11 protein-coding genes and 2 pseudogenes are annotated in these 14,449 nt (G+C 64.3%); 8 read left to right on the top strand and 5 right to left on the bottom strand.

Going from position 1 to position 14,449, the window contains the following annotated elements; genetic code table 11:
• Positions 1–19 precede the first annotated feature (19 nt).
• A complete protein-coding gene (locus tag D2V17_RS09570; RefSeq protein ID WP_119592755.1) occupies positions 20–1,405 on the bottom strand; it encodes a tyrosine-type recombinase/integrase in 1,386 nt (461 codons plus the stop codon).
• A 349-nt stretch (positions 1,406–1,754) separates the two neighbouring features.
• Between D2V17_RS09570 and D2V17_RS21330 the strand changes: the two genes are divergently transcribed.
• The gene (locus D2V17_RS21330) at positions 1,755–2,258 is read left to right on the top strand and encodes a Shufflon-specific DNA recombinase (RefSeq protein ID WP_191229142.1); all 504 of its coding nucleotides are present in this window, start codon (positions 1,755–1,757) and stop codon (positions 2,256–2,258) included.
• Here the strand turns inward: D2V17_RS21330 and D2V17_RS09565 are convergent.
• A pseudogene (locus D2V17_RS09565) lies at positions 2,214–2,642 on the bottom strand (transposase); the annotation flags it as partial. The gene D2V17_RS21330 and the pseudogene D2V17_RS09565 overlap by 45 nt on opposite strands.
• 27 nt (positions 2,643–2,669) lie before the next feature.
• Between D2V17_RS09565 and D2V17_RS09560 the strand changes: the two are divergent.
• Positions 2,670–2,909, top strand: a pseudogene (locus tag D2V17_RS09560) (IS701 family transposase); the annotation flags it as partial.
• 112 nt (positions 2,910–3,021) lie between these two features.
• Here the strand turns inward: D2V17_RS09560 and D2V17_RS09555 are convergent.
• Positions 3,022–4,662 (bottom strand): GMC family oxidoreductase, encoded by a 1,641-nt coding sequence (locus tag D2V17_RS09555; protein ID WP_119592754.1) that lies wholly within the window; start codon positions 4,660–4,662, stop codon positions 3,022–3,024.
• A gap of 259 nt (positions 4,663–4,921) precedes the next feature.
• Between D2V17_RS09555 and D2V17_RS09550 the strand changes: the two genes are divergently transcribed.
• The 3 genes from D2V17_RS09550 (at position 4,922) to D2V17_RS09540 (ending at position 8,526) form a co-directional block, all read left to right on the top strand.
• A complete protein-coding gene (locus D2V17_RS09550) occupies positions 4,922–5,431 on the top strand; it encodes a MarR family winged helix-turn-helix transcriptional regulator (RefSeq protein ID WP_119592753.1) in 510 nt (169 codons plus the stop codon).
• 184 nt (positions 5,432–5,615) lie between these two features.
• Complete coding sequence (locus D2V17_RS09545; RefSeq protein WP_119592752.1) at positions 5,616–6,998, top strand: MFS transporter; 1,383 nt, start codon at positions 5,616–5,618, stop codon at positions 6,996–6,998.
• A gap of 46 nt (positions 6,999–7,044) precedes the next feature.
• Positions 7,045–8,526 carry an aldehyde dehydrogenase gene (locus D2V17_RS09540; protein WP_119592751.1) on the top strand — a complete coding sequence of 494 codons (1,482 nt, stop codon included), beginning with the start codon at positions 7,045–7,047 and terminating at the stop codon, positions 8,524–8,526.
• 39 nt (positions 8,527–8,565) lie between these two features.
• On the opposite strand, the gene D2V17_RS09535 is transcribed toward D2V17_RS09540, so the two are convergent.
• Both D2V17_RS09535 and D2V17_RS09530 read right to left on the bottom strand, forming a co-directional pair.
• Positions 8,566–10,056: a lipopolysaccharide biosynthesis protein gene (locus D2V17_RS09535; RefSeq protein ID WP_119592750.1), complete on the bottom strand. Its 1,491-nt coding sequence runs from the start codon at positions 10,054–10,056 to the stop codon at positions 8,566–8,568.
• 87 nt (positions 10,057–10,143) lie between these two features.
• Positions 10,144–10,500, bottom strand: a complete 357-nt coding sequence (locus D2V17_RS09530) for a hypothetical protein (protein ID WP_119592749.1) — start codon at positions 10,498–10,500, stop codon at positions 10,144–10,146.
• Between the two features lie 63 nt (positions 10,501–10,563).
• Between D2V17_RS09530 and D2V17_RS09525 the strand changes: the two genes are divergently transcribed.
• From D2V17_RS09525 to D2V17_RS09515, 3 genes are all read left to right on the top strand, one after another.
• Positions 10,564–12,705, top strand: coding sequence for a TonB-dependent receptor (locus D2V17_RS09525; protein ID WP_119592748.1), 2,142 nt, complete (start codon positions 10,564–10,566; stop codon positions 12,703–12,705).
• Positions 12,705–13,781: a PepSY-associated TM helix domain-containing protein gene (locus D2V17_RS09520; protein ID WP_119592747.1), complete on the top strand. Its 1,077-nt coding sequence runs from the start codon at positions 12,705–12,707 to the stop codon at positions 13,779–13,781. Before D2V17_RS09525 ends, D2V17_RS09520 begins: the two co-directional genes overlap by 1 nt.
• A gap of 67 nt (positions 13,782–13,848) precedes the next feature.
• Positions 13,849–14,449 (top strand): LysE family translocator (locus D2V17_RS09515; RefSeq protein ID WP_147367323.1); only part of this gene is annotated, 601 nt, incomplete at its 3' end.

The raw sequence follows: 14,449 nt of genomic DNA, 5'->3' as shown, positions 1-14,449 counted from the left end.
CAGAAAGTTGATTGGGACATCAGCCGAGGCTGCCGTTGGGATAGGCTATTCCCCGCTGGCCCTCCTTTGCCGCGGTTGGCCCGTGCGCTTGCAGCATAAGGAAACGTCCAAGCGCCGCCTTCCGCGAGCTTCGATCTAGCGCGAAGTGTGTGTTGGAGAGCGCTGCCCCGTCGAGTAGCGCCTGAATGTAACCCGACACTGTGTCGGCAGCCATGATGAGCGCAGCATCGAGGGTGTGGACGTAACGGCTAGTAATCGAGCCCGATGCGTGGCCGAGTAATGCCGCAATGGTGATCTCGGTGAAGCCCAAATCGTTCGCTATGCTGGCGAAGCTATGTCGAAGCGTATGGGCGGTGAGATCCGATAACTCCGTATCGGCGAAGATCTTTTCCCAATGGCGGGGAAAGCTGCCGAACGGCCCTTCGGAGTTCCTCTCACCTGGAAACACATAGACGCTGTCATCACCCGTCTGGCGCGCGTCGAAATACTCCACGATGGGCAGTCCCATCGGCCGAACTGACTGGCCCTCTTTGGTGTCTTCGAACCGGAAGGCGCTGCCTTCTGTGTCTATTTCCGCTTTCTTCGCCTCGATGATCTCTCCGCGTCGGCAGCCTGACATCGCGATGACCCGGATGATATCGACCGTTCTGGTGTAGCGCGGGTCCAGTGCTGCTTTGGCGAGGATACGCCCAAGAGTGCGATATTCCTCCTCGCTTAGCCGACGCTTGCGCACCGCGTCTTTTGGTTTGCGGACACCGTGAGCAGGATTGCCTTCAATGATGCCAAGTTCATCCCGCGCATAGGTGAAGATGCCGCCCAGCAGACCGACTGTCCGGCTAGCCGCTCCAAGGCCACCTCGGACAATGGACTTGCCGCGCAGCTTGTTCGTCCTTTCTATGGAGCGCGTCTTGCCGGCCATGATGTCCTTCATCATCGCTGTCACGTCCGCCTTGGTGACGTGAGTTACGCGCTTCGAGCCGAGCAACGGGATGATGTGGCGCGTGATCCGGCCGAGATCGGTAATCTTCGTGCTGGCCTTTTTGGGCCGTCCGCCTTTGCCGAGAATCCGGCCGGCTTCCAATTCAGCCATATACAGCTCGCACAATTCCTTGACCGACATCGCCCGGCGGGCGCCGTTCCGATCTTCGAGTGGGTCGTTGCCCTTGGCGACATCTGCTAGCGCTTGGATCGCCAACGTTCGCGCCTGTTCGGCGGTGACGGTGCCATGGCGACCGAGCTTCATCCGGCGCCGGACATTGTTGGAATTGCGATAGTCGACAAAATAAGTTCGCGTGCCTGATGGCAACACAAATACGCCGAAGCCTTTCAGATCGCTGCACCAAATAGTATATTGCCGATCGCGCAGGTCGGCTTTGTCGACGAGGGTTTTCGTCAGTTTTGGCATTTTGCACCTCGCTAGAGCGGGTCCAGAAAACTCACCAAAATCTCACCACCAGATCGAAAACTGTGGGGTGACTTTGCGTAGTCTGGAATACTCTCATTGTCAATAAAGCACTGTATAAACAGTAACTTATAGAGCTCTAGCGTTGGATTGAAAAGCCTGGCGTAGCGTTGTGGTTCTAGCTCCGAAGGCAGAGGCCACAGGTTCGAATCCTGTCGGGTGCGCCAGCCTCTTGATCCCCCCTAAGGGATTGAGAATTTGGTACTATACCGTCTGGATTAGATCCACGGCCAATCTCTCCGAAGCTGCCAAACTCTGCTTGTGACACACCGGTGACACAAGGAAACGAAAAATGGCGTCAATTTCGAAGCGCGGAGACAGTTGGTTCGTCCAAGTTCGGCGGAAAGGATTTCCGCCTCGTTACAGCTCGTTCAACTCCCGCTCAGCCGCAAGCCGGTGGGCAAGAGAGCAGGAGGCGATCATTGATCTGGGAGTAGGTCGCGGCAACGATAAGGAAGTTGCCCGCATTTCCGTCAAGCAGCTTCTAGAGAGATACGCACTCGAAATCTCATCGCGGAAAAAGGGCGCTGAGCCTGAGCAGCTTCGCATCAAGAAAATGCTAAGCGCTCCCTTTGCAGACCTAAGGGCAACCAACCTCACCCCGGCTGCGATAGCGTCATATCGTGATGCTAGACTGGAAATTGTTAAGCCATCGACTGTTCGCAGGGAGCTTGGCATTTTGCGGAGCGCGCTGGAGGTTGCCAGACAAGAGTGGGCAGTTCCTCTGCCGAACAATCCCGTGAAGATGATTTCATTGCCAGCCGCCAACGACGCCCCGCAAGTCGCGACCAATTAATGCTGCCACGGCCTGTGGCAGATTGTCAAAGTAGGTTTGATCGGGCGGACGCCCGCCGAGGCTCGAATGAGCTCTTCGGGCATTGAAGAAGCCCAGATATCGGCCGATCAAATTGCGCGCTTCGCTGATTGAAGCGTAGGCGTGCAGGTAAACCTCCTCGCACTTCACCGAGCGCCACAGCCGCTCGACCACGACATTGTCGCGCTAGGCGCCGCGTCCGTCCTTGCTTATGGCGATGCCCTCACGTCGCAGCACGTCGGTGAACGCCTGGCTGGTGAATTGGCTGCCCTGATCCGTATTGAAGATCTCTGGCTTGCCATAGTGCGCCAAGGCTTCCTCGAGCGCTTCCGCGCAGAAGTCGGCGTCCAGCGTAATCGAAATCCGGTGCCTGCCGACACCTCGATCAAGGTCCTCGCCGGAGCGATCAAGGCGCGCTGGATCTGCGAGCAGGCCCGTCAGCAACTCAAGGAGGAACTCGGCCTCGACCACTTCGAGGGCCGGTCCTGGACCGGGCTCCATCGCCACGCCTTGATGGCGATGATGGCCTATACCTTCCTGCAAGCCAGCCGGATCGCTCAGGCGGGACGGAAAAAAGAGTCCCCGGCTCGCCTCTCACCCCAGCCTGCCAGCAGTGCGCCAGGCTACTCTTGACCATCTGCCTCGCTCCCCGCCGAGGCATTGCCTTCACTGCGGGTGTAGCCTCACCAGACATCCCAACGAACTTCTGCCAAAGTAATGCGAGAGCCTGCGTCCGGTTGCACTATTATGCTTGGTCAGCACGGTCCTCGATCATCATGTCGGCGGCTTTCTCCGCGATCATAACCGTGGGCGCATGGGTGTTTGCGCTCACCAGCGTGGGCATGATCGCGGCATCGGCCACGCGCAGGCCCGTCAGCCCATGTACGCGCAGGCGTTCATCGACCACGGCCATGGCGTCGGTGCCCATCTTGCAGGTGCCCACCGGGTGGTAGACGGTCGAGGCGTTCTCCCGCAGCCAGCTGTCGACCTCGTCGTCGGTGAAGGGCCGGTCGGGCGGGGCGAGGCGTTGGCCAGTCACCTCCTGAAACGCGGGCTGGGCGAACAGCTTCTCCAGAAAGCGGAAACCTGCCCGCATGGCGATCTTGTCGGCAGCGGCGGTGAGGTAGTTCGCCTGAATGCGTGGACGGTCTGCCGGGTCACTCGACCGCAGCGAGACGGTGCCGCGGCTCTCGGGATGCAGGTGGCAGATGTGCGCGGCGATCCCGTAGGGCGAATCGCCCAGCACGCGCTGGAACGGCAGGCGCACCTGGCGGCTGTTCACGCCCGCCGGCAGGAAGTGGATCTGCAAGTCTGGCGAGGCGAGGCGCGGATCGCTTTTCAGAAACGCGCCCGCATTGTGCGGCACCATCGCCCCCTTGCCCGAACGGGTGAGAAAGGCCTGCGCCAGCATCCCCAGAGCCCGGTCGAACCGCGCATCCTCGTAGAACATGTCGGGAATGGCCGAGCTGTAGAAATGGGTGATGTTGAGGTGGTCCTGCAAGTTGCGGCCCACGCCCTTCAGCGCGTGCCGGGTCTGGATGCCTGCCTGCGCCAGCTCTTCACTGTCACCGATGCCCGAGTGCAGCAGCGCCATGGGCGAGCCGATTGCACCGGCGGCGAGCACGATCTCGCGCGCGGCGCGGACCGTGCGCCTGCCGCCCTTGGTGCGCACCACCACGCCGGTCGCCCGCGTGCCGTCGAGCACGATCCGCTCGATGCTGGCCCCGGTGAGGACATCGAGATTGGCCCGCCCCGAGGCCGCCTGCAGATAGGTGCGCGCGGTGCTCTGCCGCTGGCCGCCCGCGATATTGGTGTCGTAGCGCCCGACCCCTTCCAGCGCCTTGCCGTTGAAGTCGGGGTTGTAGGGCAGGCCAGCCTGCTGCCCGGCCTGCACGAAGGCGTCGAACAGCGGGTGGGGCTGGTCGAGGCGGCTGACCCGGATCGGCCCTTCGGTGCCGCGATATTCGCTCGGCTCGCCTTCGTAGCTCTCCAGCTTTTTGAAGTAGGGCAGCACCTTGTCGTAGGACCACGAGGGCATTCCGGCCTGCGCCCAGCGGTCGTAATCCTCGGCCGCGCCGCGGGTGTAGATCATCCCGTTCATCGATGACGATCCACCCAGCACGCGTCCGCGCGGCCAGCCGATGCGGCGGCCTTCGAGGCCCGGCTCGGGCTCGGTCTGGAAGCTCCAGTTGTTATATTTCCAGCGCCACAGGTGCATGCCCATGATCGGGATCGCGTACAGCGGATTGCGGTCGCGCGGCCCGGCTTCGACCAGCAGCACCTTGTGGCGCGGATCGGCTGACAGCCGGTTTGCCAGCACGCAGCCTGCGGTCCCGCCTCCGGCGACGATGTAATCGTAGTGATCTGCCGAACCGGCACCCGACATGGCCAATAATCCCTTCCCACAGACCGCATGCAAAGTGGCCAGTGGCCAACAGGGCGGCGCTCGCACAATACCTCTGAACGGGTACTCATCGTTTAACTATCAACTATAGGAGGGGCTTTGGCCATGTCAATCATCCGTGATCTGCATGGCTGAGGCGGGCCCTATCGGCGGCTCCGGTTGCTGGACAGCCCGGGTGCTGCTTCGCCATGGTGGCGCCAACTGCCGCCGCTTCCCGGCAGGTAATCAAGGACCAGTGTCGATGTCTGAAAGAACGATCCGCCCCCACGAGCCGACCATCAACCGGCACCAGTTCGTGCCGCACTATCTGGGGGTGATTTCGAACGCGCTGATCTGGTCGCAATCGCGGTTCTTCCTCGAAGCTTTCGACTGCGGCATCAACGAAATACGGGTGATTTCGGTTCTCGCAGACTGCGGAGAGCTGACCGGTCGCGGCTTCTGCGATGCGCTGATGATGAACAAGTCTATCGTCAGCCGCACCCTGCGCGATCTGCAGGACAAGCACCTTATCCAGTCCCCCGGGGAAGGACGCAACCGCAAGTATCTGCTGACCGATTCGGGTTATGCCCTGAACGCCAAGATCGTGAAGATCTCGCTCGAACGCGAGCGCCGTCTGCTGCGCGGCTTCTCCGAGCGGGACAAGGTCATCATGCTCGGTTACCTCGCGAAAATGGTCGAGAATCTCGAACATACCGGCGACTTCGATGACCTGCTCGACAGCCTCGGCACCGGCGAAGGGCAGGACAAGTGAGTTGACCTGGTTTAAAGGTATACTTAGAGTCGCCCCGATAAACAGATCTTGGCGCCTGCCCGCAAAAGCCGGAGGCGAGATTGGGAGAGTGGAGCTTGATCTCGAAATGCGTTCGCGAATGCGCCTGCCTGCCCGTCGTTGACGGGGCCCTGGCACTGTGCGGCAGTGTTTCCGCGGTGGCGGCATGACGCCGCGGGAGATCGATGTCTCGCGCATCGTCGAGGAGCGCTCGCTCAACGGCTTCAACTACCGGTTGATCGCCGTCTCCTGGCTGCTCACGATCTTCGACGGTTTCGACCTTTCGATCGCTGCCTTCGCCGCGCCCTACATGCGCGACGACATGGGGCTGGAGCCGAACCAGCTCGCCAATATCCTCTCGTCGGGCCTGCTGGGCACCTTCCTCGGCGCGATCCTGTTCGCCTCGATCAGCGATCGGATCGGCCGCCGCCCGGTGCTGCTGGGCTGCTCGGTCGCCTTTGCCCTGCTCACCATCGCGATGGGCTTTGCGCCGAGCTACGAATGGCTCGTCGTCCTGCGCTTCTTCGATGGCATCGCCATCGGCGCGGTGATCCCGATCGCCTGGGCGCTCAACAGCGAATATGTGCCGAGGCGTATGCGCGCCACGGTGGTGACCATCATCATGGTCGGCTACAGCATCGGCATCAGCGGCGCGGGCCCGATCACCGTGCTGCTGGAGCCCACGGTGGGCTGGCGCGGGCTGTTCATTGTCGGGGGCGCCGGATCGCTGGTGGCGGCCACCATCCTGTTCTTCGCGCTGCCCGAATCGATCCGCTGGCTGACCGGCCAGCCGGGCCAGCAGCGCCGCCTGATCGCAGTGCTCGGCAAGCTCGGCCACGACACGCGCGACCTCTCGATTAGCGACCGCTTCGTGCTGAGCGACGAGCCTGCGGAGCAGACCAGCAAGCCCCATGTCAGGGAGCTGTTTGCCGGCTGGCTGAAGTTCGCCACCCCGGCGATCTGGCTTGCCTATACGGCCAGTTCGATTGCGGTCTACTACGTCAACGGCTGGGGCCCGATCATCCTCGAGGAGCTGGACTTCAGCCGCAACACCGCGGCGCTGGCAACCGCGTTCGGCGGAATCATGGGGTCGGTTGCGGGGCTGGCGGTAATGCGCTTCACCGATCGCTATGGCCCGGTGATGGCGCTGTTCTATCCGGCGTTGTTGCTGCCCTTGCTGCTGGTGCTCGGGCTGGTGCCGCTGTCGCACACGGCGGTGCTGGTGCTGTCGATGACGGTGCTGGCCTTCGTCGGCGGCATGACCTTCTGCATCATCAGCATCATCGCACCCGTTTACCCCACCCGCATCCGCGCCACCGGCTCGGGCTGGGCGAGCTCGATCGGCAAGCTGGGCGGGGTGCTCGGCCCGATCTTCGGCGGGTGGATGCTGGCGAGCGGCCTGCCGATCATTCGCAGCTTTGCAGCATTGGCGATCATGCCCGCGCTCGTCGTCATCGCCGTTGTCGGCATCCTGCTCGCCAAACGGCATTTTGCGCAGAAGGCCCCCGCGCCGGACGCGCCCGCAGCCGAGGCAGCGGTCGCGGCATGATCCGCGCGCGCCTCGCCACACTATCCAAACGAAAGGCATTTTCGACATGACCCCCGATGGCGTCACCATTGCCCATCCCGATCACCTGTTCATCGATGGCAGCTGGGTCAAACCCGGCGGCGGCGGGGTGATCGAGATCGTCTCGCCCAACACCGAGGACGTGGTGGGCCGCGTGGCCGAGGGCAGCGCCGAGGACATGGACCGTGCTGTCGCAGCGGCGCGGCAGGCCTTCGACCATGGCCCATGGCCGCGCACCCACCCGCGCGAACGCGGCCGCATGGTGGCGCAGCTGGCCGAGCGGCTCGCGGCCCGCAGCGCCGAGCTGGAAAACGCCTGGATCGAGCAGATCGGCGGTCTGCCCGGCATGGCCAAGGGCGTCACCGCCAGCGGCAACCGCGCCTTTGCCGACATCGCCCGGCTCGGCGAAAGTTATCCGTGGGTCGAGGAGGTCAAGGGCGAGACGGTCGCCGCCGCCTATATCGTGCGCGAGCCGGTCGGCGTGGTGGCGGCCATCGCGCCGTGGAACTCGCCCTATATGATCATGGCCAACAAGGTGGCCTATTCGCTGGTCGCGGGCTGCACCATCGTGATGAAGCCGTCGCCCGAAACCCCGCTCGAAGCCTATATCATCGCCGAGGAGGCCGAGAAGGTGGGCTTCCCGCCCGGCGTGCTCAATCTGGTGACGGCAGGCCGCGAGGTGGCCGACCGGCTGATCCGCAATCCCGCCATCGACAAGGTCAGCTTCACCGGCTCGACCGCTGTCGGCAAGCACATCGCGCAGGTCTGCGGCGAGCGCATCGCGCGCTATTCGCTCGAACTGGGCGGCAAGTCGGCGGCGATCGTCCGCGACGATTATTCAACGCAGGACGCCGCGCAACTGCTCGGCACCACGATCACGCGCCTGTCGGGCCAGATCTGCGCGATGCTGACCCGCGCCATCGTGCCCGCGCACCGGCATGACGAACTGGCCGAAGCAATCGCCAAGGTCATGGAGGGCGTAAAGATCGGCCACAGCCGCGACGAGGGCGTCGAGCTTGGCCCGCTGGCGATGCAGCGCCAGCTGGAGCGGGTCGAAGGCTATATCGCGGCCGGCAGGAACTGCGCCGATCTGGTGACCGGCGGCAAGCGTCCGGCGCATCTCAACAAGGGCTTCTTCATGGAGCCGACGCTGTTCGCCAATGTCGATAACACCAGCACGATCGCGCAGGAGGAGATCTTCGGCCCGGTGCTGTGCCTGATCCCGGCCAAGGACGAAGAGGACGCCATCCGCATCGCCAACGAGAGCAACTTCGGGCTGCACGGCTCGGTGCTCACCCACGATGCCGACGCGGCCTTCCGCATCGCACGCCAGATGCGCACGGGGATGATCGGCCAGAACGGCATGCGCACCCAGCCGGGCATGCCGTTCGGCGGCTTCAAGCAATCGGGCATCGGCCGCGAAGGCGGGCGCGAGGGGCTCGCGCCTTACGTTGAGACCAAGAGCATCCTGCTCGATGGCACGCCGTCCGATGCGGTGCTGGCACAATAGCGTCGACCAAGGCAGGTGCTGTTGCCCGGCCCGCGCCGACTAGCGGGCCAGCCGCGTGCGAACCGCGCGCTGGCCCTTGTTCGCCCAGTCCAGCGCGATAGCCTCGGGCCCCTCGGGCTTGCCCGCCGCCAGCCAGATCAGCAGGCCTCCGCCGAGATAGATAAGCCCGCCGACCGCGATCAGGGCCGCAACCTGCAACAGCTGTGTAAACCACTCGGTCGATACCGGCATCAGCATCGAGGTGACTTCTACGCCGACCGCCATCAGCGCTACCGAGAGGATGTTGCGCCAGCTGTTGGTCAGTTGCTTCACGATGCTCTGCCCGATCATGGATTTCACGATCGAAACATTGAAGCCGATGGCGATCAGGCCGGAAATCACGCGCGCCACCAGCACCCCCACCAGACCGCCGAGCAGGAGGCCGCCAACGATGATGGGCAAACGGATGAAGAACAACTGGATATCGCGCCGGAACAGGGTTTTCGTGTGCCCCAGCGCGAGGGCCAGCGGCTGAGCCAGCGAGCCGATGGTCTGCAAGGCGAACACCGAGCTGAGAAACTGGATCACGATGATCGACGGGATCCATTTCTCGCCCATCGCCAGCGGCACCAGTCGCTCGGCGACGAGCGCGAAACCGATCCCGACCGGCAATGCCACCGCCGTCACCAGCCCCTGCGCGCGGGTGTAGGCATGGGCCAGCCTTGGCGCGTTCGAGGTGAGGTTGCTGAAGGCCGGGAACAGTGCGCTGGTCAGCGGCAGCGTGGCCTCGCGGGTGGGCAGTTGCGCCAGATTGTCGCCCACGGTGTAAACACCGACATCGGTGGGTGACAGCAGCTTGCCGATAAACAGCTGGTCGGAGCGCCAGTTGATGGTGTTGAGCGCATTGCTCAGCGTCATCCAGCCCGAGAACGACCACAGCGAACGGAACTCCGACAGGTCCAGCCGCGGGCGATACCGCACGAACACGTAGGAGGCGATCACGGTGACGAGCTGGCCGCTCACCGCTCCCACCACCAGCGCCCAATAGCTGTGCCAGATGAAGGCCACGGCTATCGACAGCACCACCGCGCCGAGCTTGCCGAGGACTTCTATCGCGAACTCCTGCTTGAAGATCAGCGATTTCTGCAACAGTGCGCGGCGCGGATTGACGACGCCGGACAGCAGCAACGAGGCCGAAAGCGCCAGCATGATATTGGCGAGCCGCGGTTCCTCGAACACGGCGACGACGGGCCAGCTGGCGGCGGCAAAGATCACGGCCACTGCCAGCGAGCGCAGCAGCCCGATCGTGAACGCCGTATCGACATGCTGCTGTGAAGGATCGTCAAGCTGGATCAGCGCCTGGCTGACCGGAACGTCGGTGATCGCGGAGACAATCGCCTGCAAGGTGACGGCGATGGCAACCAGCCCGAAATCTTCGGGCATCAGCAATCGCGCCAGCAATATCGTCGATATGAAGCCGAGCGCGTTTACGATGGCGCGCGAGGCTGTCAGAATCAGGCTGCCAAGCCCAATCTTGCGCAGATTGCTCATCGGCTTGGGCTAATCCTGTTCGCGATCTCGGTCATGCCCGGTTCGCGCAGCGACTCGCGTTGCCGCCTCACAATGGCGGGAGAAGTGCTAGCGACGGAATGCTGCATAAATTTCCTCGTGGTAGCGCGAGAGCCGATTGACCGCATTCTTGTCGAACCCGCGCAGGGCAAGGTCCGACTTGCGCCGGGAGAGCGAACGGCGAAGTTTGTCCAGGCGTGTCGGTGACTGCAATTCCCGAGCCAGCTGTGCGTTCCGTTCACGGATTTGCGGGCGGCCCGCATGAATGGACGAAGGATAGTCTATTTCTACCAGCGCGAAGGGATAGGGCAAGACGATTGGCAACCCGGTTGACCAGAAGGTATCGTTGGTATCGTCGATGGGCGTGGGCAGGTCGCCGTTCGCTTGCGCATTGTGCGGGCCGGAATGGGCCTCGCTTTCCTGCAATAGTGCTATTGCGAATTAATCCCAAGAACGGTATCGGGGCGGCAAATCTTCAGGGAGTTTCCGATGTATCGCTACCTCGTCGGCGCGCTTGCGCTGGCTCCGCTTTCGCCCGCCTTCGCTCAAAGCGCCGATAGCCCGGCCGATGCATCGTCCACCCGCAACGACCCGGCCAACGACACCGCCATCGTCGTAACCGCCGCGCGCACGCAGCTGCCGGCCAGCGCCCTGCCGCTGACGGTGGACGTGATCGGCAGCGAAGCGCTGGAGCGGCAGGTGCTGATCTCCGGTTCGACGGTGGACGCGGTTTCCGCACTGCTGCCCTCGTTCTCGCCCACCCGCGAGAAGCTTTCGGGCGCGGGCGAAAGCCTGCGCGGCCGCGCGCCGCTGTTCGCGATCAACGGCATCCCGCAGTCGACCCCGGTGCGCGACGGTTCGCGCGACGGCTACACCATCGACCCGTTCTTCATCGACCGGGTCGAGGTGATCTACGGTTCCAACGCCTTGCAGGGGATCGGGGCCACGGGCGGTGTCGTCAATCAGGTGACCGTGGGCGCGCCGCGCGAGGACGGGCTGTCGCTGCGCAGTCTGTTCCAGCTGACCTATCCGACCGGCTTCAAGGGCGAGGGCATCGGGGCGAAGACCGGGGCGCTGGCAAGCTATCGCGATGGCGCGTTCGATGCCACCGTCGGCGCCACCTTCGAGAAACGCGGCGCCTTCTTCGACGGCCACGGCAACCGCGTCGGGGTCGATGGCACGCAGGGCGAGATTCAGGACAGCGACAGCTGGTCGGTGTTCGGCCGCTTCGGCTATGACCTGCCGGGCGGTGCCCGCCTCGAACTCGTCGCCAACCGGTTCGAACTGGAGGGCAACGCCAACTACGTGCTGGTAACGGGCGACCGCGCCACCGGCATGCCTGCCACCAGCAGGCCCGGCACCACGCCCGGCGCGGCGCCTTCGAACACGGCGGAGCTGCTGTCGTTCTCGCTGACCGATCCGGACCTTGGCGGCGGTTCCTTCGCGCTGATGGGCTTCTACAGCCGCACCGATGACGTGTTCGGTGGCGGGGTGTTCGATACGTTTCAGGACCCGGCCATTGCGCCGGTCGGCACGCTGTTCGACCAGTCCGGCAACCGTTCGCGCAAGCTCGGCGGCAAGGTCAGCTACGAGCGCGCTCTGCCCGGCTTCGAAGATCTGGTGCTGACCGCCGGTTTCGATGCGCTGTTCGACCGCACCGCGCAGACGATGGTGCAGACCGGCCGCGACTGGGTGCCCGAGAGCGACTTCCGCAGCCTCGCGCCGTTCCTGCAGGGCAACCTTGCGCTGGCCGGCGGGCTGGTGCGGCTGGCCGGCGGGCTGCGCTATGAGAATGTCGAGCTCAAGGTCGGCGACTATACCACGCTGGCCAGCTACGGCGCGGTGAAGGTCACAGGCGGCAAGCCCTCGTTCGAGGACGTGCTGTTCAACGGCGGCGTGGTGATCGAGCCGTTTCAGGGACTGCGCGCCTATGGCAGCTATGCCGAGGGCTTCACCATTGCCGACGTTGGCCGCATCCTGCGCGGTATCACCCAGCCGGACGTACAGATCGAAAGCTATGTCTCGCTCGAACCGGTGGTGTCCAACAACCGCGAACTGGGCCTCGAATGGGACCGTGACGGGCTGAAGGCCTCGGCCAGCTACTTCTGGTCGTCGAGCGATTTCGGCTCGCTGCTGGTGCTGCGCAACGACGTGTTCGAAGTGAAGCGCCAGCCGATCAGGATCGAGGGCTTCGAGGCCAGCCTCGCCTGGCAGACCCCGGTCGATGGCCTGTCGCTGAGCGGCGGCTATGCCGCGCTGAAGGGCAAGACCGACGGCAACGAAGACGGCAAGATCGATCAGGATCTCGACGGCGGGAACATTTCGCCCGACCGCATCAACCTGGCGGCAGACTTCAGCTCGGGCCGGTTCGGCGCGCGCGCCCAGACCCGGATGTATCTGGAGCGCGAATTCAACGATGCCTCCACCGAGACCGACTTCGCCGGCTACACGCTGATCGACGCGTTCCTCTCCTACCGCACCGATTTCGGCGAGGTGTCGCTGGCGGCGCAGAACCTCACCAACAGGTATTACATCACCTATGACAGCGATACCGTGCGCGTGAACGACAACAGCCGCTTCTTCGCAGGGCGCGGGCGCACCTTCACCCTGAGCCTGCGCAGCCAGTTCTGATGAAGGCGCTTCTGCTCCTGCACCGCTGGACGGGCGGTCTTGTCGGCCTGCTGCTGGTCGTGCTCGGCCTGTCGGGCACCGCGCTGCTGTGGGAGGATAGCTGGATCATGCTCGACGGCGCACGCGATGCGCCGCTGAGCAGTCCGGCAGACCTGGCGAGGGCGGTCGACGTGGCGCTGGAGACCGCGCCGGGCCTGTCGCGCATCACCTTCGCGGGCGAGGAACTGGGGCTGCATCAGGCGAGCTATGCCGATGGCAGCGGTGCCTATATCGCGCAGGACGGTGCGGTGGTGGCGCGCTGGGCGGGCATCTGGGAGCGGCCCGAACTGTGGCTGTTCGATCTGCATCACTATCTGCTGATGGGCGACACCGGCAAGACCATCACCGGCGTGCTCGGGCTGTTGCTGCTGGCCTTCACCGTTACCGGGGTGATCCTGTGGTGGCGCACGCGCAAAACCTTCCGCTTCCGCCTCTGGCCTGCGCGCTACACCGCCAGCGCGATCGTCCGCCAGCATCGCGACCTTGGCGTGGTGGCCTCGCCCTTGCTGCTGCTTGTGGCCGCGACCGGAACCTTGATGATCTTTCCCGCCATCTCCTCGGTGTTGCTGGCCCCGCTGGGGCAAGCGCCCGAGCGCCCGGCCCTGCCGAACGACCTTGCGCCGCTGACCGGCAGCACCGACTGGCAACGCGTGATGGCCAGCGCACAGGCGGCCTATCCTGCCGCCGAGGTGCGCCGCCTGTCGCTGCCCGGCGCGCCCGGCGAGCCGATCTCGCTGCGGCTGCGGCAGCCGTTCGAATGGACCCCGAACGGGCGCAGCTACGTCTGGATTGCGCCGGACACGGCGGCTGTGGTGGCGAAGGACGATCCGGTCATGGGCGGCCTCGCTCCGGCCATCACCGAGAAATACTATCCGATCCATGCCGCCAAGGTCGGCGGGCTGCTGTGGCGGATCGTCATGACCTTTGCCGGATTTGCGCTCGTGGTGCTCGGCGCGTTCGCGACCTGGAGCTTCTGGCGCGCAAAACTCGGCCAGCCGGTGCGCCCCGTGGTGCAGCCCCGCCGCGCGACCAGCTAGGCTTTCCCCGGCGGCACAATCGCACTAGTCTTCGCGGACAGATTGCCAGCAGCCGGAGAAAGTGCCGATGAACCTTGCCAACCCCCTCTTTGTCTACGCTGTCGCACTGGCCATCGCGGCAGTGATTCCGGGGCCGGGCGTGGCTGCGCTGGTGGGGCAGTCGCTCGCCGGGGGCATGCGCGCCTCGATGTTCTTCCTCGTCGGCATCGTGCTGGGCGACATCACCTATCTCACCTTCGCCGTGGCCGGGCTGGCAGTGCTGGCGCAGACCTTTGCCAGCGCCTTCATCGTGCTCAAGCTCGCGGGTGCGGCCTATCTGATCTACCTCGCCTGGCGCATCTGGACGAGCGATGTCGAAGCGACCGCCATTGCCAGAACCAACGGCGCATCGGGGCTGTCGGCAGTGGCTGCCGGCTATGCGGTCACCATGAGCAACCCGAAGGCGATCATCTTCTACCTTGCCCTGCTGCCGACGGTGGTCAGGCTGGAGACGATCGGGCTCGCGCAATGGGCGGGGCTGAGCCTCGTTACCGTGGCGGTGCTGGTGGTGACCTTGTCGCCCTATGCCATTCTGGCTGACCGCGCCCGCGCCGTGTTCAGCCGCGCCTCGGCGCTGCGCCGCCTCAACCGGGTGGCGGCGGGGATCATCGGCACCGCCGGTATGGTCA

The organism is Aurantiacibacter xanthus, from assembly GCF_003584015.1.
Taxonomy (GTDB): domain Bacteria; phylum Pseudomonadota; class Alphaproteobacteria; order Sphingomonadales; family Sphingomonadaceae; genus Alteraurantiacibacter; species Alteraurantiacibacter xanthus.
The sequence above is the reverse complement of the archived record's forward strand: the minus strand, read 5'-3'. Positions and strand labels throughout refer to the sequence as shown.